The 25,987-nt window shown below is 47.2% G+C and carries 23 protein-coding genes and 4 tRNA genes; 24 read left to right on the top strand and 3 right to left on the bottom strand.

Annotated features, from left to right (window positions below; translation table 11 throughout):
* Positions 1 to 70: 70 nt before the first annotated feature.
* From ACKX2L_RS00910 to ACKX2L_RS00800, 23 genes are all read left to right on the top strand, one after another.
* Positions 71 to 1,015, top strand: coding sequence for an ABC transporter permease (locus ACKX2L_RS00910; RefSeq protein WP_497552456.1), 945 nt, complete (start codon positions 71 to 73; stop codon positions 1,013 to 1,015).
* On the top strand, positions 1,012 to 1,980 hold the full coding sequence (locus tag ACKX2L_RS00905) for an ABC transporter permease (RefSeq protein ID WP_497552455.1): 969 nt from the start codon (positions 1,012 to 1,014) through the stop codon (positions 1,978 to 1,980). The genes ACKX2L_RS00910 and ACKX2L_RS00905 overlap by 4 nt, the downstream gene beginning before the upstream one ends.
* A gap of 22 nt (positions 1,981 to 2,002) precedes the next feature.
* The gene (locus ACKX2L_RS00900; protein WP_497550743.1) at positions 2,003 to 2,824 is read left to right on the top strand and encodes an ABC transporter ATP-binding protein; all 822 of its coding nucleotides are present in this window, start codon (positions 2,003 to 2,005) and stop codon (positions 2,822 to 2,824) included.
* A gap of 577 nt (positions 2,825 to 3,401) precedes the next feature.
* The gene (locus ACKX2L_RS00895; protein WP_497550742.1) at positions 3,402 to 4,319 is read left to right on the top strand and encodes an ABC transporter ATP-binding protein; all 918 of its coding nucleotides are present in this window, start codon (positions 3,402 to 3,404) and stop codon (positions 4,317 to 4,319) included.
* A 189-nt stretch (positions 4,320 to 4,508) separates the two neighbouring features.
* Positions 4,509 to 6,107, top strand: coding sequence for an ABC transporter substrate-binding protein (locus ACKX2L_RS00890; protein ID WP_497550741.1), 1,599 nt, complete (start codon positions 4,509 to 4,511; stop codon positions 6,105 to 6,107).
* A gap of 524 nt (positions 6,108 to 6,631) precedes the next feature.
* On the top strand, positions 6,632 to 7,645 hold the full coding sequence (locus ACKX2L_RS00885; RefSeq protein ID WP_497550740.1) for a LysR family transcriptional regulator: 1,014 nt from the start codon (positions 6,632 to 6,634) through the stop codon (positions 7,643 to 7,645).
* 249 nt (positions 7,646 to 7,894) lie between these two features.
* Entirely contained in the window at positions 7,895 to 8,443 is a 549-nt protein-coding gene (locus ACKX2L_RS00880) for a glutathione peroxidase (protein ID WP_497552454.1), read from the top strand.
* A 94-nt stretch (positions 8,444 to 8,537) separates the two neighbouring features.
* Complete coding sequence (locus ACKX2L_RS00875; protein WP_497552453.1) at positions 8,538 to 9,026, top strand: MarR family winged helix-turn-helix transcriptional regulator; 489 nt, start codon at positions 8,538 to 8,540, stop codon at positions 9,024 to 9,026.
* 437 nt (positions 9,027 to 9,463) lie between these two features.
* On the top strand, positions 9,464 to 10,219 hold the full coding sequence (gene sufC / locus ACKX2L_RS00870) for a Fe-S cluster assembly ATPase SufC (RefSeq protein ID WP_497552452.1): 756 nt from the start codon (positions 9,464 to 9,466) through the stop codon (positions 10,217 to 10,219).
* 18 nt (positions 10,220 to 10,237) lie between these two features.
* A complete protein-coding gene (sufB, locus tag ACKX2L_RS00865) occupies positions 10,238 to 11,650 on the top strand; it encodes a Fe-S cluster assembly protein SufB (RefSeq protein WP_497552451.1) in 1,413 nt (470 codons plus the stop codon).
* 11 nt (positions 11,651 to 11,661) lie between these two features.
* On the top strand, positions 11,662 to 12,720 hold the full coding sequence (locus tag ACKX2L_RS00860) for a SufB/SufD family protein (RefSeq protein ID WP_497552450.1): 1,059 nt from the start codon (positions 11,662 to 11,664) through the stop codon (positions 12,718 to 12,720).
* Between the two features lie 66 nt (positions 12,721 to 12,786).
* Entirely contained in the window at positions 12,787 to 14,010 is a 1,224-nt protein-coding gene (locus tag ACKX2L_RS00855; RefSeq protein ID WP_497552449.1) for an aminotransferase class V-fold PLP-dependent enzyme, read from the top strand.
* A 43-nt stretch (positions 14,011 to 14,053) separates the two neighbouring features.
* Complete coding sequence (gene sufU / locus ACKX2L_RS00850; protein ID WP_497551158.1) at positions 14,054 to 14,485, top strand: Fe-S cluster assembly sulfur transfer protein SufU; 432 nt, start codon at positions 14,054 to 14,056, stop codon at positions 14,483 to 14,485.
* Positions 14,485 to 15,273, top strand: coding sequence for an HAD-IIB family hydrolase (locus tag ACKX2L_RS00845; protein WP_497551159.1), 789 nt, complete (start codon positions 14,485 to 14,487; stop codon positions 15,271 to 15,273). Before sufU ends, ACKX2L_RS00845 begins: the two co-directional genes overlap by 1 nt.
* Before the next feature lie 301 nt (positions 15,274 to 15,574).
* Positions 15,575 to 17,482 (top strand): InlB B-repeat-containing protein, encoded by a 1,908-nt coding sequence (locus ACKX2L_RS00840; RefSeq protein WP_497552448.1) that lies wholly within the window; start codon positions 15,575 to 15,577, stop codon positions 17,480 to 17,482.
* 107 nt (positions 17,483 to 17,589) lie between these two features.
* Complete coding sequence (locus ACKX2L_RS00835; protein WP_497552447.1) at positions 17,590 to 17,787, top strand: hypothetical protein; 198 nt, start codon at positions 17,590 to 17,592, stop codon at positions 17,785 to 17,787.
* Between the two features lie 72 nt (positions 17,788 to 17,859).
* Positions 17,860 to 17,941 (top strand) — tRNA-Leu (locus tag ACKX2L_RS00830).
* Between the two features lie 64 nt (positions 17,942 to 18,005).
* Positions 18,006 to 18,356 (top strand): acylphosphatase, encoded by a 351-nt coding sequence (locus ACKX2L_RS00825; RefSeq protein ID WP_497552446.1) that lies wholly within the window; start codon positions 18,006 to 18,008, stop codon positions 18,354 to 18,356.
* Positions 18,357 to 18,519: 163 nt separating this feature from the next.
* Positions 18,520 to 19,380: a sirohydrochlorin cobaltochelatase gene (locus ACKX2L_RS00820; RefSeq protein ID WP_497552445.1), complete on the top strand. Its 861-nt coding sequence runs from the start codon at positions 18,520 to 18,522 to the stop codon at positions 19,378 to 19,380.
* A 194-nt stretch (positions 19,381 to 19,574) separates the two neighbouring features.
* Positions 19,575 to 19,832: a hypothetical protein gene (locus tag ACKX2L_RS00815; RefSeq protein ID WP_497552444.1), complete on the top strand. Its 258-nt coding sequence runs from the start codon at positions 19,575 to 19,577 to the stop codon at positions 19,830 to 19,832.
* A gap of 120 nt (positions 19,833 to 19,952) precedes the next feature.
* A tRNA-Gly gene (locus ACKX2L_RS00810) sits at positions 19,953 to 20,025 on the top strand.
* A gap of 29 nt (positions 20,026 to 20,054) precedes the next feature.
* A tRNA-Gly gene (locus tag ACKX2L_RS00805) sits at positions 20,055 to 20,127 on the top strand.
* A gap of 32 nt (positions 20,128 to 20,159) precedes the next feature.
* Positions 20,160 to 20,232: transfer RNA gene (locus ACKX2L_RS00800), tRNA-Lys, on the top strand.
* 448 nt (positions 20,233 to 20,680) lie between these two features.
* On the opposite strand, the gene ACKX2L_RS00795 is transcribed toward ACKX2L_RS00800, so the two are convergent.
* Entirely contained in the window at positions 20,681 to 21,991 is a 1,311-nt protein-coding gene (locus tag ACKX2L_RS00795) for a patatin-like phospholipase family protein (RefSeq protein WP_497552443.1), read from the bottom strand.
* A gap of 139 nt (positions 21,992 to 22,130) precedes the next feature.
* Between ACKX2L_RS00795 and ACKX2L_RS00790 the strand changes: the two genes are divergently transcribed.
* Positions 22,131 to 23,912: an alpha-amylase family glycosyl hydrolase gene (locus ACKX2L_RS00790; protein WP_497552442.1), complete on the top strand. Its 1,782-nt coding sequence runs from the start codon at positions 22,131 to 22,133 to the stop codon at positions 23,910 to 23,912.
* 65 nt (positions 23,913 to 23,977) lie between these two features.
* On the opposite strand, the gene ACKX2L_RS00785 is transcribed toward ACKX2L_RS00790, so the two are convergent.
* On the bottom strand, positions 23,978 to 24,601 hold the full coding sequence (locus ACKX2L_RS00785; protein WP_497552441.1) for a cytidylate kinase-like family protein: 624 nt from the start codon (positions 24,599 to 24,601) through the stop codon (positions 23,978 to 23,980).
* A 27-nt stretch (positions 24,602 to 24,628) separates the two neighbouring features.
* Entirely contained in the window at positions 24,629 to 25,987 is a 1,359-nt protein-coding gene (locus ACKX2L_RS00780) for an ArsB/NhaD family transporter (protein ID WP_497552440.1), read from the bottom strand.

Below are 25,987 nucleotides of genomic sequence, written 5' to 3'. Positions count from 1 at the left end.
AGACTATCGATCAAACCTTCGATTAAACCATCGATCAAACCTTCGATTAAACTATCGATCAAACCATCAAATGAAATATATAATCAAACGATTCCTACAATTGATACCGGTAATACTTGGCATTACTTTTCTATGCTTTGCCCTGATGCGGGTGGCGGGTTCCGATGCGGTGGAAGAAATGGCTTCTGCCCGTGGGACAGTCGTCTCTGAAGAAAGCATGCAGGAGAAGAGAGAGGAACTGGGCCTGGACCGGCCTTTCCTGGTCCAGTACGGAAGCTGGCTTGGCGGCCTTCTCCACGGCGACATGGGAAAAAGTTATGTCTCAGGCAGGGATGTCTCCCGGACTTTTTTGTCAAAACTTCCGGCGACCCTCCTGCTTGCCGCCTTATCCTTAGGCTTCACGGTAGTGATCTCGATCCCGCTTGGCATCCTCGCTTCGATCCACCGCGGGCACTTCATGGACCGCCTGATTCGAGGTCTAAGTTTCATCGGAAATGCTATGCCGGGTTTCTTCCTTGCTATGGTTCTCATGCAGGTCTTCAGTCTTAAGTTCAAGCTTTTTCCGGTGATCTCGACCGGAGTGAATCTGCAGAGCGCCATGCTCCCGGCTATCACGCTGACGATCGCCATGTCTTCGAAGTATATTCCACAGGTCAGAGCAGCTGTTTTGGAGGAGCTTGGCAAGGACTATGTGAAAGGGCTGATGTCCCGCGGGATCAGCGATCGCGTGATCTTATGGAAAAATGTCATGCGATCCGCATCTCTTACCATTGTTACCTTACTGTCCCTGTCCGCCGGAAGTCTTCTGGGTGGGACGGCCATTATCGAATCCATTTTTATGTGGGACGGGGTCGGTAAGATGGCAGTCGATGCCATCCATCTCAGAGACTATCCCATCATCCTTTCCTATGTGATGTGGCTTGCTTTGATCTATGTCCTGGTGAATCTTGTCACGGACCTTATCACCTGCCTTCTGGATCCTCGGATTCGCCTGGGAGAGGGGGGAAGGAAATGAGATTTAAAAGGAAGACGGAAAATAAGAAATTGGATCATAAGAATAAGAAATTGGATCATAAGAATAAGAAATTGGATCATGAGAATAAGAACTTTGATCATGAGAATAATAAATTTGATCATAAGAGAGGGATAAACCAGAGATCGAATGTAAACCGACTTCGAATTTCCGGCCGGCTTCGACTTTCCGGGTCCCTGGCTTTTGTTTTGCTTCTGATCGCAATTTTTGGCGGCTTTTTCCTGCCTTATGATCCCTACAAGCAGGACCTGTCCAATACCAAGGCAAGACCCTCTGCCTCACATATCTTGGGAACGGATCGCTTCGGACGGGATACTTTTTCCCGGATCATCCTGGGCGCCAGAACAAGTATTCTGTCCACCCTGCTTCTGGTCTTTCTTGTTATGATCATAGGAACGACGATCGGCCTTCTGGCCGCCTGGTATGGAAAGTGGCTGGACAGCCTTCTGATGCGGATCTCTGACCTTTTTCTGGCCTTTCCGGGTCTGGTTTTTGCCCTGGCCATTGCGGCCCTTTTAGGCGGAGGCACTTTTCATGCCGTTCTTTCCTTAGCTTTGATCAGCTGGCCGAAATATGCGAGGCTGGCAAGAAGTAAGACCCTGTCAGAAAAACAGAATTTATATCCGGATGCGGCCCGTCTGTCCGGAGACTCCACAGCAGGGATCCTTTTTGGACATATCTTACCGAATATTGCCGGATCCATTCTTGTCACGGCAGTTCTGGATATCGGGACCATGCTGATGGAAATTGCCGGTCTGTCCTTCCTGGGACTCGGGGCCAAACCTCCGATCCCGGAATGGGGTTCCATGATGAATGACAGCCGAAATCTCCTGGCAACAGCACCATGGGTCACCCTGGCTCCGGGCTTTGCCATCGTCATCTGTGTGGCAGTTTTTCGCTTTTTCGGAGATGCCTTAAGAGATTTTCTGGAGATCGGACATCCATGAAAGGAAGGGAGGAAGGATACATATGTCAGGACTTCTCAGTATAGAGGATTTGACAATTTCCTATGGAGATTCTTTGGCTCTGTCCCACATCACTTGCACCTTAAACCGGGGCGAGATCCTCTGCGTCGTCGGTGAGAGCGGTTCCGGGAAATCCACTCTTTTACAATCTGTGATCGGACTTCCGGGATCGGACGGGACGATACAGGATGGTCATATTTTCTTTGAAAATTTAGACCTTACTTCCATTTCCGACAGAGACAAAAGAAAACTCTGCGGAAGAGAGATCGGCATGGTCTTCCAGAATGCAGGAGCCTCTTTTCATCCCATGCGGACCATTTACGATCAACTGTATGAGATCGAAAGAACGATGGGAAGGATGGAGCGGTCTATATTTGAAAAGAAAGCAAGAAAACTGCTGGAAAAATTCGGCTTTCAGGACCCGGACCGGGTGCTGGCTTCTTATCCCTTTGAATTGTCCGGCGGCATGCAGCAGAGGGTCGGGATCGTGGCAGCTATGCTTTTGAAGCCGAAGCTTCTTCTGGCGGATGAGCCGACGTCCGCCCTGGATCTGACCATTCAGAAGCAAGTGGTGGAAGAGCTGCTTCTGGCCCGGGAGGAGTATCAGACGGCAATTCTTCTGGTGACCCACCGGATGGGGCTTGTCCGCCGGATGGCAGATCAGGTTTTGGTCCTGAAAGACGGGCGGGCTGTGGAATATGGGCCGGCGGACCGGGTCCTGAACCACCCTGTGGCGGAATACACGAAGCTGCTTCTGGATGCAGAACCGAGGATCATGAAGGCAGAACAAAGGAAGACGAAGGCAGAAGGATGCGTCAGATCATAGGGCGAGAAATCGTAATATGAGACAACTTGCGCATTAACTCATTTACGATAGTCTGTGGAGAGCTTGAAGGGCGAAATATCGTAATATGAGCCGACTTGCTTATTTACGATAGTCTGTGGAGAGTTTGTTGGGTGAAATATCGTAATATGAGCCGACTTGCGCATTTACGATAGTCTGAGGAGAGTTTGTGGGGCGAAAAATCGTAATATGAGCGACTTGCTCATTTACGATAGTCTGTGGAGAGCTTGAAGGGCGAAAAATCGTAATATGAGCCAACTTTCTCATTTACGATAGTCTGTGGAGAGTTTGTAGGGCGAAAAATCGTAATATGAGCCAACTTGCGCATTTACGATAGTCTGTGGAGAGTTTGAAGGGTGAAATATCGTAAGAGAAGTAGTTATTGTGAAATCGGATAGTGAATCGTTGGTTTTACTATCGTAAATTTAAAAGACGGCCTGAACAACGATTTTTTGCAATTTTTATAGATGTTTTGGAGGGGCAAACTATCGTAATTTTGAGAAAAACTTTATATTACGATATTTCTCCAGTTTTGAGAAACAAAGGAGAAAAACTTGATATGTGTCAATCAAAAGAGGATGTCCTGCTTAGGGCAGAAAATATCAGGAAAGTTTTCCCTCTAAAGGCGCGGGCGGATCTTACGGCCGTGAACGGTGTCAGTTTCGTAATAAAAAAAGGCGAGACGGTTTCCATCGTTGGAGAAAGCGGCAGCGGGAAAACGACTCTGGTACGTATTCTAACAAGACTTCTGGATCCGACAGAGGGCCGGATCTATCTGGAGGGGCAGGATATTACGAATTTGTCAGACAAGAAACTGAAACCGATCTATCAGAAGATGCAGATGGTCTTCCAAGATCCGAGAGGAAGTTTCGATCCGAGAAGAAGTCTTGGCTCCGGAATAGAAGAAACGATCCTGAATTTCGCATCTTTGGATGGATATCAGCAGGAAAAGCAAGAGAAAAACCAAGAAGATAAGCAAGCGAAAAACCAAGAAGATAAGCAAGCGAAGGACCAAGAAGACAAGCAGGAGAATAAGCAGGCAGGGCAGCAAGGAAAAAGGAGCAGAAAAGCATTGAAATTGTATGCCCAAAGCCACTGCAAAACGCTTCTTAGAAAACTCGGCCTTCCGGAAGAGATCCGAAATCGTTATCCGCATGAAGTGAGCGGAGGCCAATGTCAGAGGGCGGCAATTGCAAGAGCACTTGCGGCCGAACCAAAACTTTTGATCTTGGATGAGGCCACATCGGCATTGGATGTCACGGTCCAGAAAGAGGTCATGGACCTTACAGAAGAATTGAAAAAAGAATTTGGCCTGACCATACTTATGATCACACATGATATCGCACTGGCTGCCGAGTACAGTGACCGCATTCTGGTCATGCAGGAGGGCAGGATCGTGGAGGAAGGAAAGGCAGAGGATGTCATTTGGCATCCGAAGAGCGATGGTACCAAGAGGCTCTTGGACAGTATCCTATAGAGACATATAGACCGAAGAGAAGTCTGGAAAATGAGTATCCTCTAGAGACATATAGGCCAAAGAAAAGTCTGGAAAACGAGAATCCTCTAGAGACATATAGATCGAGGAAAAGTCTGGAAAATGAGAATCTTCTAGAGACATATAGACCGAAGAAAAGTCTGGAAGATGAGCACAGAAATAATAACAAAAATGAGAACAAGTTTTATACACCATAAGAGCAAAAGAGGTTTTTGGGCAGCTTTCCTGGTACTGCTTCTGGCGATTTCCTCCCTTACTGCCTGCGGAAGCACATCCCAACAAGCCGGAAGCGGGAAGGAAGCAGGAAAGGGAAAGAAAGAAATTGTGATCGGAGATACCACTTTCAACAGTTCCAATGAGGAAGCAAATGTCGATCCTCACAATGCCTATTCCGGTTGGGCCTGCATTCGTTATGGGATCGGAGAGACTCTGGTTCGCTATTCCGATGACATGAAAGTAGAACCCTGGCTGGCAGTGAAGTGGGAAAACACCGATGATACCAGCTGGAAGATCACCCTGCGAGATCATGTCAGCTTTTCGGATGGAAGGAAGATGGATGCAGAAGCGGTGAAAGAATGTCTGGAACATCTGATTTCTGTTCATGACCGGGCACCATCAGATTTAAAAATTTCATCCATGGAAGCGGATGGACAGATTCTGACCATCCATACAAGGGAAGCAAATCCTGCACTTATGAATTATCTGGGAGATCCCTATGCCTGCATTATTGATGTGAAGGCAGGATCATCTCATGGCATTGTTGTCGGGACCGGCCCATATATTGCAACGGAGATCAAAGCGGATGAATCCCTGACACTGAAGAAGAATACAGCTTACTGGGATGGTCAGCCGAAACTCGACCGGATCCGGATCCGAACCATTACCGACGGAAACACCCTGGCAGCTGCACTTCAATCCGGAGAGATCCAGGCAGCCTATGGGATGGCCTATGAATCTTATCCGGAGTTTCAAAACGATTCTTACAAGATCAAACAGATCGCGACTTCCCGCTGTTTCTTTGCCAAAATGAACTTTAATACCGCTTCTGTCTGCTCAGATCCTGCCGTCCGAAAAGCCATTGCCATGGGTATTGACAAAAAAGGCTTTGTAAAGAACCTTCTCGAGGGCAACGGAACTGTGGCACAGGGCGTCTTTCCCTCCGGTTTTTCTTTCGGAGGAGATCAGGTTCAGGCAAAAAAATATGATCCAAAAGGTGCAGAAAAAGTTCTGGAAGAAGCCGGCTGGCTGGATACAGACAAAGACGGCATCCGGGAGAAAGACGGAAAGAAATTGATCGTTAAGTGGCTGACCTATCCGAGCCGCCAGGAACTTCCGATCCTTGCGGAAGCTGCCCAGGCATCCCTGGCAAAAATCGGCATCAAAGTGGAAATCAATTCTACCGCCAGCCAGAATGAGATCGTCAAGGACCCTTCCAAATGGGATGTCTATGCCATGGCGAATGTCCAGTGCCCGACAGGCGATCCCCAGTATTGGTTCACCGTTTTCGCCAGAACCGGTGCACCGAAGAATCAGGGCGGCTATTCGAACTCGGATCTGGATGCTTTGATCGATCAGATGTCCAAAACTTTTGATACGGACCAACGAAATGAACTGGCAATCAAAATGCAGGAGGAAGTCCTGAATGACGATGCCTTCGTATTCATCGCCTTTCTGAAGATGAGTATGATCTCTCAGTCCAAAGTAGAGAACTATACGCCCCACGCCTGCGACTATTATCAGGTCACCAAGGATCTCGAGCTTCGCCCATAAGAACAATATAAACCGCCCCGCCACCAGGCCTTCCACCCTCAGGATTGCTTCGCCCGTAAGAACAATATAAACCATCCCGGCAGCGGGCCTTCCACCCTCAGGATTGCTTCGCCCATAAGATCAATATGAACCGTCCTGGCCGCAGGCCCTCCTCCCTCAGGATTGCTTCGCCCGTAAGAACAATATAAACCATCCCGCCAGCAGGCCTTCCGCCCGAATTTTGCAAGCCCATGTAACTTCCGAACGGTCAACCTCGAAAAGCGATAGCCCGAGGACTGTTTGAGCCGCGAAGCGGCGAGTTCCGAAGGGCCGCTTTTCGAGGTTGACCGTTCGATGAAGTTACGGGCGAAGCAATCCTGAGGGCGGAAGACCTGCTGGCGAGATGGTTGGATATGATTCTCGGGCAGAAGACCTACTGGCGGGATGTTTGGATATGATTCTCGGGCGGGATGGCTGGATATGATCCTTGGTTGGAAGCCCCACTGGTGGGCCTGTGGCTTTGAAAAGAGAGGAAAGGAAACTAAATGCTGGAAACCAAACAATTGCAATACTTCGCAGCCGCAGCAGAAAGCAGCTCCTTCAGCGAAGCAGCGAAAATACTTTATACAACACAATCCAATGTCAGTAAAACCATAGCTTCCCTGGAAAAAGAACTCTCTTACAGTCTGTTTTTCCGGGAAGCCGGCGGCATCCGCCTGACGCCCAGGGGAAGGCAATTCTATCTTCAGGTGAGATCGATCCTGGAGGAGCTGGAAAAGCTGGAACTTTTATCTATGGATTCCGACTGCGACGTCATTCGTATCGCGACCAATCCAAGTTCCTGGTTCGCCAGACATTTCTCAGACTTCTATAAAAAACATGAAGCAGAAGGAATCCGTTATAACATTCACACAGATTCTACATTTCACATCATGCAGAGGATTCGGGAGATGGAGGACGATATCGGATTTGTTTATATTTTCCCGGAAGAAATGGATCGCTTCCGCTATGAATGGAAGAGATACCAACTGGACTTTGAAATTCTCGGGAAAACTCCGGCTATGCTCTATTTCATGACAGAAGATATGGCTGGTAAGGAGAATGGACGGATCCATGCGCATGGTCGGGGGAAGCGGCAGGAACAAGGAAGCAACGTGGAAAATGGGTCTGGACAGAGGGACAGGAAGGGACAGGTAATGGGGAATAGACAGAAGACAGACTGGCAGGCACATCCTCTGATTCAGATGGAGATGGATCCCTTCCGTAGGCAATCCGACTGGAAGGTGGCAGAGACCGGCGAAGCCCTCTCCGGACTTTCGGCAGCTGTGACGACCAATTCGGATTACATTATGAATATTATGATGAAGCAAAATGGTCTTTCGAATATCAGTCCGAAAAGTTTCACCGAATATCCGAAGGGAGAGGAGCCTGGAATTACTCTTTCCCGGGAAGAGGGAGAAATCCTTTATGGTGTTATGACCAGGAAAGATATGGCAATCACGGGAATTCGAAAAGAATTGATCGAAGAGATCCAAAAAGCAGTAAGTGGAGAAGAGTGACACGGGAATGCCAGGCAGGTAGGAATTCGCTTTAGGCAGGTAGGCATTTACTTTATGCAGGTAGGAATTTGCTTTATGCAGGCAGGCATTTGCTTTGTGATGGGAAGCCTTTCTCTTTCAAAAAATGGTCTATATTTTATAAAAATGTTGACAAATTATATTGTACAAAATAATATATAGATATCAAAAATAATATATAGATCATACGTATGTTTGATCGCTGAATAAGACAAAAGAAGGAGGCTTATTATGGCAGGATTTTATGATTACAGTGTACCGAAAACCGATGGAACAGAGCAGAAAATGTCCGATTTTAAGGGTAAGATCGTTATTGTTGTAAATACTGCAACCGGATGTGGATTTACTCCTCATTATGAGCCGCTGGAGAAGCTTTATGAAGAATTTCATGACAAGGGACTTGAGATCGTGGATATCCCTTGCAATCAGTTCGCCGGTCAGACACCGGGAACAGATGAGGAGATTCATGAATTCTGCACACTGAAGTACCATACACAGTTTCCGCAGATGAAGAAATCCGATGTCAATGGGGAAAACGAACTTCCGCTGTACACTTTTCTGAAGAGCCAGAAGGGCTTTGAAGGTTTTGGCAAGGGACCGAAGGCACTCATGATGTCGGGCCTTCTGAAGAAGATTGATAAGGACTATAAGAAGAATCCGGATATCAAGTGGAATTTCACCAAGTTTGTGATCGACCGCGAGGGTAATGTGATCGGTCGATTTGAGCCGACCTATGATATGAAAGAGTTCAGCAACTATATCGCATCTCTCTTTGCCTGACGGATTTCGAAAGATGTTTTTGAAATTCTTTTCATTATGACATAAGATAATACAGCAAAGAATAAAAACGATAAAGACAGGAAAAGGATGGAATATGACAGAGGAAGAATGGAAGAAAGCTGGAGAAAAGAAGATCAGCGAGGAAGAAAGACAGGAATATGAGGCGCTTCGCCTGGATCATCAGCTTTGTTTTCCCCTCTATGCAGCAAGCCGTGAGGTGGTCAAGCAGTATACGCCCTATCTGAAACCCATCGGCCTTACTTACACCCAGTACATCACATTAATGGTGCTTTGGGAAGACAGGAAACTTCGAGTTGGAGATCTTGGACAGAAACTTTTCCTGGATACCGGAACACTGACACCGCTGCTTAAAAAAATGGAAGAAAGTGGTCTGGTCAAGAGGACCCGGTCTCAGGAAGATGAGCGCGTTGTTCTGGTGGAAATTACAGAAAAGGGCATGGACTTGCGCGATAAGCTGAAGGATGTTCCGGGACTTGTTGCTCCCTGCATCAAGCTGAGTGAAGATGATGCCATGATCCTTTATCACGAACTGTACAAGATCTTGCAGGGATTTACAAAGTGATCCGTATAGATCAAAACCTCTAGAAAAGCCCGGCAAATGCCGGGCTTTCTCAAACAGACGGGAATCCTGTAGAAACGATCACCGTCGTTTTTTCCATACAAGCTCTGACAGACGGTCAGATGTTGCATTTCCAACATACATATACAATCGCAAAGAATAGTCTTTTTATTAGAAAAAATACAAGAAGGCCCGGATTGTCTATGGTATAATAAACTGCACTGGGATATAATAACATAGTAATCCCATAGGAATTATGATTTATACGATTCGAATTGTATTTCTCGAATTGTATTTCTCAAATTGTATTTCCCATTTGGTTTATTTTACTTACTGCCTGTCCCAGGCTGAGAATACCAGAACAAAAGAAATAAAAGGGGCCGGACCCAAAGCAAACGGAACCTTTTCATGTATCCATTGAAAATGAAGGAGGCTGCAAGGTGGCTGAAGAACTTTTAAAAGTACAGGACCTGAAGGTATCTGTAGCAGACGATGAAGCAAAGGAAATTCTGCATGGCGTAGATCTCGTTGTAAACAGCGGTGAGACCCATGTTTTGATGGGACCGAACGGTGCCGGAAAATCCACACTCGGTTCGACCCTGATGGGCGATCCCCGTTATAAGATCGATGGCGGCAAGATTTATTTCGAAGGTCAGGATATCACAGATCTTACAACTGATAAGATCTCAAAACTGGGAATGTTTCTCTCTTTCCAGAATCCGGTAGAAGTCCCGGGCATCACCCTGTCCAACTTTATCCGTACAGCGATTGAAAATAAGACCGGTCAGCACATTCGCCTCTGGGACTTCAAGAAGGAGCTTCAGAAGACAATGGAACTCTTAAATATGGACCCTTCTTATGCAGACCGTGATCTGAATGTCGGATTCTCCGGCGGTGAGAAGAAAAAGGCAGAGATTCTTCAGCTTCTGATGCTGAAGCCCAGTCTCGCCATCCTTGATGAGACCGACTCCGGTTTGGACGTCGATGCCGTTCGTACCGTATCCCAGGGTGTCGAAGAGTATAAGAAGTCGGTTGGAGGAGCACTGATCATCATTACCCACTCGACCCGGATCTTAGAGAGCCTGACCATTGACAAGACACATGTTTTAGTCAGCGGACAAATCGTTGCCGAGGGTGACGCATCCATTGTTGATGATATCAACGAGAATGGTTTCGAGAAATATATCAATCAGTAAGTTTTAAGGAGTCAGATCATGGCAAAGGAAAAGACCGAGGTCAAGGATATTGACCGGAGCATGTACGACTTCCGTTATTCCGAAGACGATGCTTTCAAATTACAGGAGGGCCTGACACCGGAAATCGTGGCAGAGATCTCCAAAGAGAAGAATGATCCCCAGTGGATGGCGGATTTCCGTCAGAAGTCCCTGGAAATCTACAATAAAATGGAAGTTCCCGACTGGGGCCCTTCCATCGATGGCCTGGATATGGACCACATCGTGACCTATGTCCGTCCCAAGAACAATAAGATGCAGAGCGACTGGAAGGACGTCCCGACAGATATCAAGGATACCTTCGAAAAGCTTGGAATTCCTCAGGCAGAGCGGAAATCCCTGGCCGGTGTCGGCGCCCAGTACGATTCCGAGCTGGTCTATCACCATGTTCAGGATGAGGTTGCTGCCCAGGGCGTTATCTACAGTGATGTCGAGTCCGCTCTTCACGGACCCTATGCAGATATGATCCGCGATCACTTCATGAAGCTGATCACACCGAACGATCATAAGTTCGCAGCACTGCACGGAGCAGTCTGGTCCGGCGGTTCCTTCGTCTATGTACCGGCCGGCGTCCATGTGGACATTCCCCTTCAGTCCTATTTCCGCCTCAACGCAGCCGGTGCCGGCCAGTTCGAGCACACCCTGATCATTGTGGAAGAGGGCGCTTACCTTCACTTCATCGAGGGATGTTCCGCACCCAAGTATAATGTGGCAAACCTTCATGCCGGTGCCGTAGAGCTCTTCGTCGGAAAGAACGCAACCCTGCGCTATTCGACCATTGAGAACTGGTCCAAGAACATGTATAACCTGAACACCAAGCGTGCCAAGGTGGAAGAAGGCGGTAAGATCGAATGGATCTCCGGTTCCTTCGGTTCCCATGTTTCTTATCTCTATCCGATGTCCGTTCTGAACGGAGAGGGCGCCCGGTCTGAATTTACCAGCGTTACCTTCGCCGGCAAGGGCCAGAATCTGGATACCGGATGCAAGACTGTTCACAATGCACCCCACACCAGCAGCTATGTCAATACCCGGTCCATCAGTAAGGACGGCGGTATTTCCACCTTCCGTTCCTCTGTTGTCATGACACCGAAGGCCAAGGGTTCTAAGTCTTCGACTTCCTGTCAGTCTCTGATGGTTGATAATATCAGCCGTTCCGATACCATACCGGCTATGGATATCCGTACGGAGGATTGTGATGTCGGACATGAGGCAAAAATCGGCCGGATCTCGGATGATGTTGTCTTCTATCTCATGTCCCGCGGCATGACCGAAGAAGACGCCCGGGCACTGATCGTTCGCGGCTTCGCTGATAATGTCGGTAAGGAATTGCCTTTGGAGTATGCAGTTGAGATGAATAATCTGATCGGCCTGGAAATGAAGGGCGCAATTGGTTAAGGAGTGGAATCATGAATAATACACATTTTATCGTAAACCGGATTCCAAGTCTGACCTGGAACTGGCTTCATATGAATGAAACGGATCTTACAGGGGTCCCCGTAGGAAAGCCGTCCGCCCTGTCTCAGGATATTCCGGACGGGATCTCGGTCCGCGAGTCTACAGAATCCGCACTTTCTGACCTTCGTACCGGCATGGGGACAAATATAGACCGGCTCGTTAAGGCATCGAAGACCCCAATTCATGTCCTGGAAACGGAGAAAAATGCCGGACGGCTGCAGAATGCCCATCTCGATTTCGACTATGCCGGCGACAAGGCATATACGGACGCGGTCGATATTTCTGTAGGGGAAAATACGGAACTGACTGTAGTTATGAATTTCCGGTCTGTTTCCAAGGAGGATGCGACGGCGGCTCTCCAGACCCGCTATCATGTCGAACCCTACGCAAAGCTGACCCTGGTTCAGGTTAATTATCTGCCGGATCACATGGATTTCCTGAATGATATCGGGGGAGAAGTGGAAGATCATGGCAATTTCCGCCTGATCCAGCTGATCCTCGGCGGACGGAATAATTACTATGGCTCCTTCACGGAGCTTTCCGGTTATAAGTCCGATCTGGCAACAGATATCGGATATATCGTGACTGGTCGTCACAAGCTGGATATGAACTATGTGGCCAACCACAATGGCAGAAAGTCTAACTGTGATATCAATGCTTCCGGTGTTCTTCGGGATCAGGCAGATAAACTTTTCCGTGGAACCATCGATTTCCATCGGGGATGTGGCGGATCGACCGGCACCGAGATGGAGAATGTTCTTCTCATGGATGAAGGCGTTATCAACCGGACCATACCGGTCATCCTTTGCGATGAAGAGGATGTTGAGGGAAATCACGGTGCATCGATCGGAAAGCTTGATAGTGGTCTTATGTTCTATCTCCAGTCCAGAGGACTGACGGAAGAAGAGATCTATGAAATGATGGCGCAGGCAAGAATTGATGCCGTGAAAGCCAAGATCCCGGATGAGGAAACAAGAGCTGAGGTCCGGGAATTCCTCGGTGAGGAATAAAATGGTATGAATGACTGGTTGATTGGTTGATTGACTGGTTGACTGACTGATTAGAATGGAAGAAATATGACGAAGGAAGATAAGCTGATTCGAAAGGAATTTCCGGTCTTTGAGAATCGGAATGTGATCTATCTCGATAATTCTGCCACGACCCAGAAGCCGCCTTGCGTGTTAAAGGCTGTGACGGATTATTATGAGAAAAATAATGCAAATCCCCTGCGCGGACTTTATGAATTGTCCCTTGCTGCAACAGATGCCTATGAAAGTGCCCGCCAGACGGTCGCGGACTTTATCCATGCCAAGAAGGCTTCGGACATTGTTTTTACGCGGAATGCAACAGAATCCTTGAATCTGATTGCCTATAGTTATGGTCTGCATTTCTTAAAAGAAGGTGATGAGATCATTATTTCCGTCATGGAGCATCACAGCAATATGCTCCCCTGGCAGAATGTTGCCAAGGCAACAGGGGCAAAGCTTATCTATCTCGAACCGGATCCGGATGGTTTCCTGCCGCCCGAACGCCTGGAAGAACACATTTCAGATCGTACCAAGCTTGTCTCGATCACTCAGGTCTCTAATGTTTTCGGCCGGGAAAATGACATCAAAGCTATGGCGCAGATCGCTCATAAGCATGGTGCCGTCTTTTCCTGTGATGGAGCCCAGAGCGTTCCTCATATGAAGGTGGACGTTCAGGATCTGGATGTAGACTTCCTTTCTTTCTCCGGGCATAAGATGTATGCTCCCATGGGGATCGGTGTGCTCTATGGAAAAGAGGAGCTTTTGGAAAAAATGCCGCCCTTCCTTTACGGCGGTGAGATGATCGAATATGTGACTCTGGAGGGTGCCACCTATGCAGAGCTTCCGCATAAATTTGAGGCCGGGACCGTCAATGTGGGCGGTGCAGTCGGTCTGGAAGCTGCAATCCACTTTGTCAACCGTTTTGGCTGGGATCTGATCGAGAGCCGGGAACTGGACCTGACCAAACGGATGATGGATGGCATGAAGGAGATCGATCATGTTCACATCATTGGCTCGGACAAAGCAGAAGACCATCATGGGATTGTGACCTTTCAGATCGACGGCGTTCATCCCCATGATGTGGCTGCGATTTTCGATTCTTATCATGTGGCTGTTCGCGCCGGTCATCATTGCGCACAGCCTCTTCATAAATTCCTTGGTGTCATGTCGACGACCCGTGCTTCTTTGGCCTTTTATAATACAGAGGAAGATGTCGATGCCTTCTTACATGCCCTGTCTATGATCCGGCCGGAGATGGGATATAAGGATTGAACAATTCCGACCTGAGAGGTCGGAGTAAGGAAAAGAGGAAATTATGCCTGCAAATAATACCTTTTATAATGAGATCCTGACGGATCACAATATGAACCCGGTGCATAAGCATGCGATAAAAGATGCAAATATGGAACTGGAGGGAGTCAATCCTTCCTGTGGAGATGACATTACACTTTCCCTCCGGGTAGAAGATGGTAAGGTTGTCGACGGAGGCTATGTCGGAGACGGATGTGCCATTTCCCAGGCATCTGCTGACATGATGCTGGACCTTGTCATCGGAAAGCCGGTGGAAGAAGCAGAGCATCTGGCAGATGTTTTCCATCGTATGATCACCGGTGAAGTTACTGAGGAAGAAGTAGATGAGCTGGAAGAAGCCGGTATTCTGAAGGATATCCGCCATATGCCGGCCCGGACCAAATGTGCCATGCTCGGCTGGCGGACCATGGATGAGATGTTGAAGGAGAACTCTTAATGAAGGCTCTGTTCTTTGATATCGATGGGACCTTGCTCTCCGAGAAGACTCACCAGGTTCCGGAATCGGCGATCCGTGCGATTGAAGAAGCCCGGAAGAATGGCTGTCTGTCCTTTATCAATTCCGGACGCTGTGAGTGCATGCTGAAGCAAATGGAAAGGATCCTGCCAATGGATGGGATCCTGGCCGGCTGCGGAACGGAACTGACCTATCAAAGAAAAAGAATCTTCTATTATTCTATGCCGGATGAACTCCAGCAGAGAGTGGTTCATGCAGACAAGATTTATAATATCGGTGTTGTTGCGGAAGGATCGGAATGTAATCACTATCGTCCGGAAGTGTCCAGGATGGAAGTGATGAACTATATGAAGGCACAGACCGAAAAGCTCTATGCGGTGAGTACCTCTGATTTCGAAGGTCATTATGAGATCTCAAAGTTCTGTGTCCAGGCGGATGAAGAATCCGATATCGAGGGCTTTATCAGGGACTTTTCCGATGACTTTGATATCATGGACCGGAGGGGAGGCTTTTATGAATGTGTTCCCAAGGGTTATGATAAGGGACAGGCGATTCTCCATATGGCAGAACTTCTCGGAATCAAGCGGGATGATATTTATGTCTTCGGCGATTCATCGAATGATCTGGCCATGTTCAAAATTGCACCCGAACATTCTACTGTGATGAAAAAGCATGATCCGGTACTGGATCCTTATGCCGCTTATGTGACAGATAAGGTGGAGGAACATGGGATTGCAAAGGCCTTAAAGCACTGGAGATTGATTCGATAAAATTTCACAAGACTAATATTAGAGGCTGACGTCTGATTAGGCGTCAGCCTTTTTTTAGGCTTATGGCAGAAAGGAAGACCATCCTTTTGAGTTTAGGCTTATGGCAGAAAGGAAGACCATCCTTTTAAAGTTTAGACTTATGATAGAAATTGTTTATAGAAATTTCAGCCTTTAGAAAGTCTTCATTATTGTTTATACACGCTTTCGAAAATCCTTGTTAAACTGATTACAACTCTTTTGTTCGTTTGATTTTTTGTCAGCGGATCTTGGAAGCGATACTTTTTACAAGGGGAGGCGGGGTATGAAAGGCTATCGGTGGCATATCAATTGGAATCGAAAACATTTTTCTCTCATATTGATTCTGTTTTTTCTTCTGCTGTTTTCTATGTATCAGGAAAAGTCTGTACGTGCTTCGGACAGCCTGTCAGAGAATTCGATCCTGCCCATGACTTATTCCGATGAGGGAAATACAGACCAATGGCCATTTGATCCACGCTACATGTCAAATACAGCGGATCGAACCATATATCGGGACGGGAAGATCTATCTGCAGCTATACTCCTGCACTTATCAGAGGTCCAGGTATACAAAGGATTTCATGCTGCGCCATTTTATCAGAAAAAGCGACGGAACTGTCATCTGGCTCCCGGACCAGGATTGTGGAGCCTTCCTTTCTGACTGGTCAAATGTGAGAAATATCATGGGTGTCGATCTGCATAAGTCATTCTGGATGAATCCTATGGAAGTTCCGGGCGCAAAGCCTTATCGACCGTCTGTTTCTTTTTCGAATCTGGACAATTATCAATTGCATGCAGATTTTACAGGAAGTGCAAACCGTGCGGCCGGTACTTATCATTATGACTATATAGCCTATCATAAAAACAGTCATAAAGAGTCCTTTGTCCCCGATGAAGGGGTTGCTATGGATGCAACAGATTATCTGACCGGTTTCTATTATCGAATCGATGAAAATGAAAATAATATTTCCCTGCAGAATTTCCACTGGCTCTCAAGCAGCGATTTCAGCGGGAATACACGGAGTCTCGGGATGGACATCCCTTCGGACTATGTGAACACGGCCAGACAATACTATCTTCATCTGTGTGCCAGATCCTATACCGGTCAGCTCTCTGATATGATGACAGTTTCTATTCCAAGAAGAGGAATTCATACCATTCATTATGATCTGAATGGGGGAAGCGGGAATTTTCCAGATCAGACAGTCATCTATGGAAAAAAGACCTACCTGCATCCGGACAAGCCGTCTCTGGAAGGATCGACCTTTATCGGTTGGAAGGGCCCGGAGGGAATTTTACAGCCGAAAGAGTTCTATCGGGGAAACCAGGATGGAGGCGTAGTTACCTTAAAGGCGGAATGGGAAGAAAACCGTTATCGAATTATTTATCATGCCAATGACAAGGGTGGGCAGAACGGGCAGATCAGCGGCGATATGCCGGCAGAGGATAAGGTCTGGTCTTCCATTGGAATTGCTGATAACGCTTTTATCAATCAAAGCAAACAAAAAGATGGGAGAGATCAGTATCTCTTTCAAGGGTGGAGCTTTCAAGCGGATTCTTTTACGCCGGATCTGCCTTTCAATCCCGGGGACTCCACCTGGTCTTCGAAAATTCGAATCAGGGACCTGGCAAAAGCTTTGGGTATTCAAGGAGAAAGCAGAAAAGAAATTCATCTTTACGCCATATGGGATCAGGCCCCGTATTTTGAGGGAAAAGATGAGTTCTTTTTGAATCATAAGCCTACGCAAATTGAGCTTTTACAGCTTATTAAGGCTTATGACAGAGAGGATAGCCCGGATACTCCGCTGGAGACTGAAGAAGTCATAGGCTCCCAAGCACAGGGCTGGCAGAGGGAAGCAGCCGGGAAGGTAAGACTCCTGGACTTTTGCCCGGAAGAGTTCGATGGCTTTTCAGACTGCGGATGGATGACCCTGACCTATCGGGCAGAGGATTCCGCAGGAAATGTAACGGATCATACAATTCGGATCTGGCTTTTGTCTGACAGTGCTTTAAAAGAAAGAGGAGGAAAGCTTCAAAAGCAGGCTTATATCCGCTTTATTGATGGGGACAACTACAGGAAAGACTATGCCCATGGAGGGCTGAGAGAGAATTCTGTCTGGCGGCTGGATCCGACTTATCGGACAGTTTTGGACAGATTGTTCACTGACACGGATAAGAAAAAGAAATCATAGGAAGATCATCATACAAAAGTGGATTATCGTTTATTGCCTTCCCATGTAAATCCGGTTATGATAAAAGAACCATTACATTCGAATTAATTACGGAATAGGAGGCCATTATGGCAGATAATACGAATACAAATTTTAATGAACCTGAGAATTGCGCTCATGACTGTGGGAGCTGCGGTGCCGGATGCGAATACAATCCCAATGCCGGTCAGGGCAAGTTCTGGGAGGCTTTGGATTCCCTTTCAGAGATCAATTCCGATGATCTTCTGAATGCATTGAAGAGTCTGGGAGAAGACGAAGAGGAGTAATTCCCTACTGGACAAAGAAGGGGAATAAAGGTTACAATAATTTCCGGTGGATTTTTTCCACCGGAAATATTTACGGACATGGCGGAATTGGCAGACGCGCAGGATTTAGGTTCCTGTGTCTAACGACGTGTGGGTTCAAGTCCCATTGTCCGTATCTTCAAATCCTGTAAAAGCAGTGTGGTCTGACGCTTCTTTTACAGGATTTTTTTCAAAGAAGTTTGTTAAAAAGAAGTTTGTTAAAAAGAAGTTTGTTAAAAAGAAGTTTGTTAGAAAGAGGCCTGACTGATTTGAAGAAGGTAAGAATACGCTATTGTTTTCATGGGGAAGTCCAGGGAGTCGGCTTTCGCTATACCGCAAAGCAGGTGGCAGATTATTATGGTCTGACCGGTTTTGTAAAGAATGAATATGATGGATCAGTGACAGCAGAAGTACAGGGAACTCCCTTGGATGTTGTGGCGTTTGTGCCTGGAATCACCCGCGCTTCTCATTGGATTCATATAGAAAGCTTTGAGAAAAAAGAAGTGCCAGTGAAAGAAGATGAAAGGTTATTCAGCGTCGTTGGCTTCTGATTGTTTGCAATTTCATCTATCATTTATGCTATTTCGTTCCTGTAAGTGATATAATCGAAATGAAGAAAGCAAGTGATCGCTTTTTCGAATAGAATCACAGTGGGAGTTGCGAAGCAAGAAAACTACACGTGATCAGAATGGCATAGAGGAAAGGGGCTTTACTATGAAGACTGCTGTTATCATAGCGAATCATGGCACAACGAATTTCCTGGAAGCGCGGGAAGGACTTCACCACATGCGGATGGAGCTGATGCAGGTATTGCCGGAAAATGTGGGCTTGTATACAGCAATCATCAATGATATTGTTCGTGAAGTTGCTTTGAAGGATTCCATTCAGAGAAAAAGGAATGGAACAGATCTTATGCCTGCACCCGAATACATGGGCCAAATGTCGTTTTCCAGTATGGCGGCATCTCTTTTAAGCATGAAAGAAGCTTTAGAGCAGGCGGCGGAAGATGGATATGATCGAATTGTTGTCTTTCCGACGATCATGATGGACGGCCCACTCTACCAGGCCATGCTTGGTGATGTGAAATTTGAAAAAGAAAAGAGGAAATTCCGGGAAGTCTGTGTCCTGCCTCCGATATTGGATGAGGAGGATCTGTCCAGTGCAAACCGGCTGGCTGATTTGGTTGCCCGGTCCTTGCATATTCAAAACAGTGAGAAGTATATTTTGATCGGATATGAGACGGATCGATCGTTAAAAAAGATGTATCAACAGCTTCAGGAAGCTTTTCTCGAGCATGACGTGAATAATGCTTATGTTGCCTCTTTGATTGACCGGGATGGATTGAGCCGGATTGCAGCGGATCTTCGTCGGCAGCAGTTCCATGGAACTCTGAAAATGCAGCCTCTGACAACAAATTCATTTGGCCATATATTAGAAGAAGACCATGGAGATACCAGACAGATTGCAGAACTTTTTCGACGTTTTGGCTTCCAGGTGCATGTGATCCATAAGGGACTTGCCGCTTATCCGGAATACCGACAGGGACTCATAGAGAGGGCTCTGGAAGTTATTTAGACGTCTTTTAACATTTCGGAAACGTTTTGAAAGATTATTTAAGGAATGGAAGATGGGACTTCTCCCGGAAGGTAAACCAGGCGTTGCAGTGGAAGGCTGAATTGGTTAAAATATAAGATATTAAGTTTTGTGATGGAGTGGCACTTGACACTCATAGAGATAGGTTTGACCTGCAGGATCTGGGAGTATAGAAAATGAGCCAGGAAAAAGTTGAGAAGAAGAAGGAACTGAAGAGAAATCGTAAGAAGATCGTTCGAAGAGAACACAGAATGGCAAAACTTGGGATCGTCATTACTGTTGTTGCGGCAGTTTTTATAGCCGGCTGGCTGGCTTATTCCATCAATAACAAAGTAGTCGCTTATCAGGAAGATCATCCGAAGACGGTGAAGGTTGATTTGTCTTCCATTTCGGATTTCTATGGAGATCTGCAGTCAGAAGATTCCGGTTCATGAAGACGGCACTAACTATAAATTGTACCTGCCTTAATACAAAGAATGATTAGAAAATCGTTTGACAAGACAAGTGACTTGCGGTATTATAATCAAGTCGCGTGTGAAGAACACAGACATTAAGCGCGAATGGCTCAGTTGGTAGAGCACGACCTTGCCAAGGTCGGGGTCGCGGGTTCGAGCCCCGTTTCGCGCTCTTGTGTGAAAACACAATATCATGAATAAGCGCGAATGGCTCAGTTGGTAGAGCACGACCTTGCCAAGGTCGGGGTCGCGGGTTCGAGCCCCGTTTCGCGCTCTCGTGTAAAAAAACACGATATCCTTACATAAGCGCGATTAGCTCAGCTGGCAGAGCACCTGACTCTTAATCAGGGTGTCCAGGGTTCGAACCCCTGATCGCGCATTTGAATGAAAATGAAGTCGCCTGAGGGCGGCTTTTTTGTTGTTTCTTTCTTGGTTTCTATTTGACTCTTCATCGTTGATCCCAAGGGTTGAGTCTAAGGGTTTATCCCAAGGATTGATCCCAAGGTCCATATCTAATTATGATATATTTGTGAAATACGATAGTTTACCCTTTTATCTATGGCTGATTTTGGAACAAATATCGTAATAGAAATCTATTTTCTGATTTGCGATAGTGAAAGGGCTGATTTTGGGGCAAATATCGTAATAGAAATCTATTTTCTAATTTACGATAGGGAAAATGAAGTTCCACTATCGTAAATTTCAAATTCTATTGCTGTTACGATAATAAGGATCAAAATCAGAGGCTTCACTATCGTTAATTTCAACTTCCATTGCTGATACGATAAAATGATCACACCAAGGTTGAGAAGCCAGAAACACTTGTTTTATTTCTTGAGATAGGCTACAAGCTCCGGCAGCCGGGCCTGCATCTCATGATATCCTTCCCAGTAGAGATCGCCGAGTTTTTCCAGATCACCTTCGAAACGGCTGATTTCCACGGGCTTTTCCGGCGCCATGACAAAGATCGCGCCGGATGCTTCATCTGTGTCGATCTCATCTAAGAGGCAGTCGTAGCGCGCCTCGGAATACCGCATCTCCTTCAGAAGATTGGGATAATTGTGATAGAAGAGATAGTTCAGCCGATCGTGGACTTTGATTTCCTTACGATAGGCATGATCTCTGGTTTTCACCACAAGGATCTTATGAAAGCCTTCACGCTTGGCCCAGTGATAGGGAATGTTCAGGACGACACCGCCATCCAGATAAGGCGTGTGATTAATCACGACCGGCCGGGAAACGTAGGGCACCGTTGCACTGGCCTGCACAGCCCTTAGAATATGCCTGCATTTGCCCTTTTCAAAGAAATCCGGCTGACCACTTTTCATATTTGTGGCGACGCAGAGGAAACGCCTGCGGTTGTCCATAAAGCGCTCGACATCCAGAGGGTCTTCGCTCTGCGCTTCCTGGAAGATAAAGGAGAATCCTGTGATGCCGTGATCCTTTTTCATAGCATCGATCCCAATATAGTTGGAATCGTGCCGGTATTTCAGATTCAGACGGGCACTCCAGCCGATCTGCCCGGAAACATAGGCCAATCCCGAGAGAGCACCTGCGGAGATACCAATCGTGGTCTGAAAGTTGATGCCGGCTTCCATCAGAGCGTCCAGAACGCCCTGGGTATAAAGACCTCGGAAAGCACCCCCTTCCAGAACCAGGCAGCCTTCTGTGATGGTATCAGAAGCTCTGCCGTTCGGAATTTGATCCAGTTTGGAATAAACAGGAGTGCTGTTGTCACTCTTTTCGTTCTTGCCAGCAGGAAGAGATGGAATCGATGGTTTTGGAATTTTTTCCAAAGCCTGACTTAGAGCATCCGGGAGGTCGCCTGCCTCCGGGAGAGAAGAAATCTTATTTTTCAGATCTTCCGCCAGCTCCGGTAGTTTTTCTTTTGCACTTTCTGCAAGATTTGGCAGTTTTTCTTTTGCGCTTTCCGCCAGTTCCGGCAGTTTTTCTTTTGCGCTTTCCGCCAGCTCCGGCAGTTTTTCTTTGGCACTTTCCGCCAGCTCCGGCAGTTTTTCTTTTGCACTTTCCGCCAGTTCCGGCAGTTTTTCTTTTGCACTTTCCGCCAGTTCCGGCAGTTTTTTCTTCGCGCTTTCGGCAAGTTCACCTGGTGTCACTGCTTTGATCGGAATTGCCATGACTCTTATCTCCCTTACTACTTGTGTTATGTGTTAAGATTATTTTAACAGAGCTGATGGAAAATCTCTATAGACAACCACAGAGCGTCTGTTTCAGAAACCGACAAAAGATCAGGATTCATTGGAAAGGTGGTTTCTTATGGCTTGGTATCATGAGGCAGTATTTTATCAGATCTATCCCCTTGGACTTTTAAATGCTCCGGCAGAGAATAACTATGGTCCGGTGGTTCACCGTTTGAAAGCATTGGATGACTGGATCCTGCACATAAAAAAGCTGAATGTGGACTGCATCTATCTCGGTCCCTGCTTTCAGTCCGGAAGTCACGGCTATGATACCACGGATTATAAGACCGTTGATAGCAGGTTAGGAGATACCGACGATTTAAAGCATTTTGTAGAAGAAGCCCATAGAAATAAGATTCGGGTTATATTTGACGGAGTCTTTAACCATACAGGGAGAGACTTCTTTGCTTTTCGCGATATCAGGGAGAAAAGGGAAAAGTCTGCCTATTGTGGCTTTTATCGCGATCTGAATTTCTCCGGCGACAATTCCTTCCATGACGGCTTCTCCTATAACAGCTGGCACGGTGTTGATCTTTTGCCTCAGCTGAATCAGACGAATCCGGAAGTCGTTTCCTATTTCTCCGATGTGATCCGCTATTGGGTCAGGACTTTTGACATCGATGGCATTCGGCTGGATGCAGCGGAAGACATGAATATTGATTTTCTGAAAGCGCTTCGGCGGACAGCGAATGAAGTGAAAAAGGATTTCTGGCTGATGGGCGAAGTGATCCATGGGGATTATACCCGTTTTACCGGACCGGACATTCTCCATGCCGTGACCAATTACCAGCTCCATAAGCCGATCTATTCGGCACATAACTCCCATAATTATTTTGAGCTGGCTTACAATGTGCAGAGGATCTATGATCTGGCAGGTCAGAATCCCATGGCTTTCGGTCTCTATAATTTCCTGGACAACCATGATGTTTCCCGGATCGCATCCCTCCTCGATAATCAAGCGCATCTCTTCCCGGCCTATGTCCTTCTCTATACCATGCCTGGAGTTCCTTCCATTTATTATGGTTCGGAATTCGGAATCCGGGGACGAAAGGAAGACGGCGACCCTGCCCTTCGCCCGGCCCTGGATCTTTCGGATCACCGGGATGATTTTAAGACGAATCCCCTGACCAGGCTGATTCAGTCATTGGGAAATATAAGGCATAGCCTTCCTGCCCTTTCTTACGGAAACTACCGGCAGGTTTTTCTTACCAACCGGCAATATGCCTTTCTTCGCTTCTTAGATCAGGGAAGCAAAGTGCTTGTCACGGTGAACAATGATGATGGAGAAGCCCATATGGACCTAGATGCCTGCGGCATGACCAGGCTATACGGCTGTCTGTCCGGGAGGAGCATTCAGGCGGAGAATGGGAAATTTGCGATCGATCTTCCCGGCAACAGCGGAGAAATCTGGAAGGAAGATAGCGGGACAGAAGAAAGTCGAGAGGAAGAAACGACAAACTTAGAAAGAGGAGAAGAAAGAACCGTAGCAGAGGGAACAATCGAAGCGGGAGAAGAAAGGACCGTAGCAGAGGGAACAATCGAAGCGGGAGAAGAAAGGACCGTAGCAGAGGAGGCAATCGAAGCGGGAGAAGAAAGGACCGTAGCAGAAGAAGCAATCGAAGCGGGAGAGGAGACCTCTTCGGGACAGGAAAAGGCGGCAGAGCCGGCGGAAGAAAAGAATACGGTTCTTCCGGCCGTTCCCGAGAAGCCTTATGAAGAAATGACCGTAGAAGAACTCCAGGCTGCTGTCCTGGCCAAAATGGCGAAGAACGGCCCGGTTACGCCGGAAATGAAGAAGACAGTGACAGACAATATCTGGCATGACTCCCTGGTGAATTGGGTCAAGAGCTTTCGCTAATAAATAAAAAAGGGAGATACGCCGGCAGCGAAGCTGCCGGAACAAAGATCTCCCTATCTTTATCTTTAACTTTCCTCTGAAAGGACACCGCGGAGCTTCAGATAGTCATAAAGCACTTCCATGCACTTTTTCGTAGATCCAAGAGGTGTAGAAGAAAGCATCAGATCATAGGATTCCGGATCCTCCCACTTGAATTCCGAGTGGGCATTGTTATAGATCCTTCTGCTTCGGTCATGGCGGCGGATTGTGACCCAGGCTGTGGCACGGTCCATATTTCGAATTCGCATGATCCGTTGAATCCGGGCCTCTTTACTGCCGATGATGAAGATCCGGACCAGGTTGGGATAGTCTTTCAGGATCTCATTTCCACATCGGCCGACCAGAATAAAGGAGTCGCCGGAGGCTGCCTTCTTTCGGATATAGTCGAATTGCTTCTGGGCCAGGATCTCTTCCGGTGAGTTCGTATGGTTTTGGTTCAGACCGCGGACAGTGCGGGAAAGCAGGAAGTTTCTGGGCTTTTCGTCATAAGGCTTTATTTTTTCTGCTTTGAGCCCCGTATCTCTCTCCATGTGATCCAAAAGTTCCCGGTCCAAAAGGTCAATGCCCAGGCGGTCTGCAAGAAGCTGACCGATTTCATGACCGCCGGATCCGTAGGTCCTGCTGAGCGCAATTAAGATTTGTTTTCCCATGGTAATCCCCCTTTCTTACAGCATGAGTTACAGATATCTCAGGAAAATGAAGACCGTACTGAAGGCAAGTACGAGAATGGTTGCCGGTGCCGCCTTTTTGCAATACGTTCCCCAGCTGATCGGATGGCCGGCGTTTGTGGCAGCTGATGTACCGACGACATTTGCAGAGGCACCGATCGGAGTTGCCGATCCGCCGATATCAGTTCCAATGGACAGGGCCCAGGCCAGGGTGGCGACCGGAACGCCCTGAGATGCAGCCAGAGCCTTGATGACAGGGATCATGGTTGCAGAGAAAGGAATGTTGTCGATAAAGGCGCTGGCAAAGCCGGAGATCCAGATGATAATGGCGGTCATGATATAGACATTTCCGCCGGACACTTTGGCAATGAAATCCGCTACGAGTTTCAGAATTCCGGTTTCCTCCAGGCCGCTGACGACGATGAAGAGGCCGATGAAGAAAAGAAGGGTTCTGAAATCAACGGTCTTTAAGATCTCTTTTTTATGCCCCGGTGCTGCCAGAAGGGTCAGGGCCGCAATCAGAACACCGATGAAGGCAACCGTCAGACCCGTACTTCCGTGCGTGATGAGAAGAACGACCGCCAGAGCGAAAATCAGGGCGCTGATCACAAAACCCTTTCGATCCGTAATGGCAGAGGCAGGACTGGGAAGCTTGGCATAATCTTCCGGTGTGGTCTTGACAGAAGAAAGGATCTCCTTTCGGAAAACCAGATAGAAGAAGAGGATGACCAAAAGAAGAGAGATCACAGCAATCAGGCCGGTATTCGACAGGAAGTCAAAGAAAGTGAAACCGAGAGAGGTTCCGATGATGATATTTGGCGGATCTCCGCACATGGTAGCAGAGCCTCCGAGATTGGCACAGAAGATTTCGGAAATGATCATAGGGACTGGATCAAAGGACAGAAGTCCCGCCAGCTCCAGCGTCACGGCTGCCAGAAAGAGAATGACAGTAATGGAATCAATGAACATGGAGAGTCCGAAAGACATGATCATGAATACAACAAAGATCCGAAGTGGTTTATAATTTACTGCCTTGGCAAGCTGCATACAAAGCCATTGGAAGAAACCGACCCGGGCCATCCCTCCGACCATGATCATCATGCCACCGATGAAAATGATGGTGGACCAGTTGATCCCTGCTGATGTGGCAGCACCTTCCGAAGTGACGTGCCAGAAACCCGGCTGGAAGAAAGCGGATAGATTTAAGGTCCTTACGATCGCTCCCCCATTGTGCATCATGATGCCGAAAACGAGAAGCAAGGTAAGTGCACCGCTTACTAAAGTGATGATGTAGTGTTCCCATTTGTCCAGTATGATCAATACAAACATAACGAGAAAGATCACCAGTGCGGTAATCTGAGCTAACAT

The organism is Porcibacter vitabionis, assembly GCF_046263795.1.
In the GTDB taxonomy this organism is placed as follows: Bacteria; Bacillota; Clostridia; order Lachnospirales; family Lachnospiraceae; genus Lachnocurva.
Note: the sequence above shows the minus strand (reverse complement) of the source record. Positions and strands in the feature narration are given on the sequence as shown.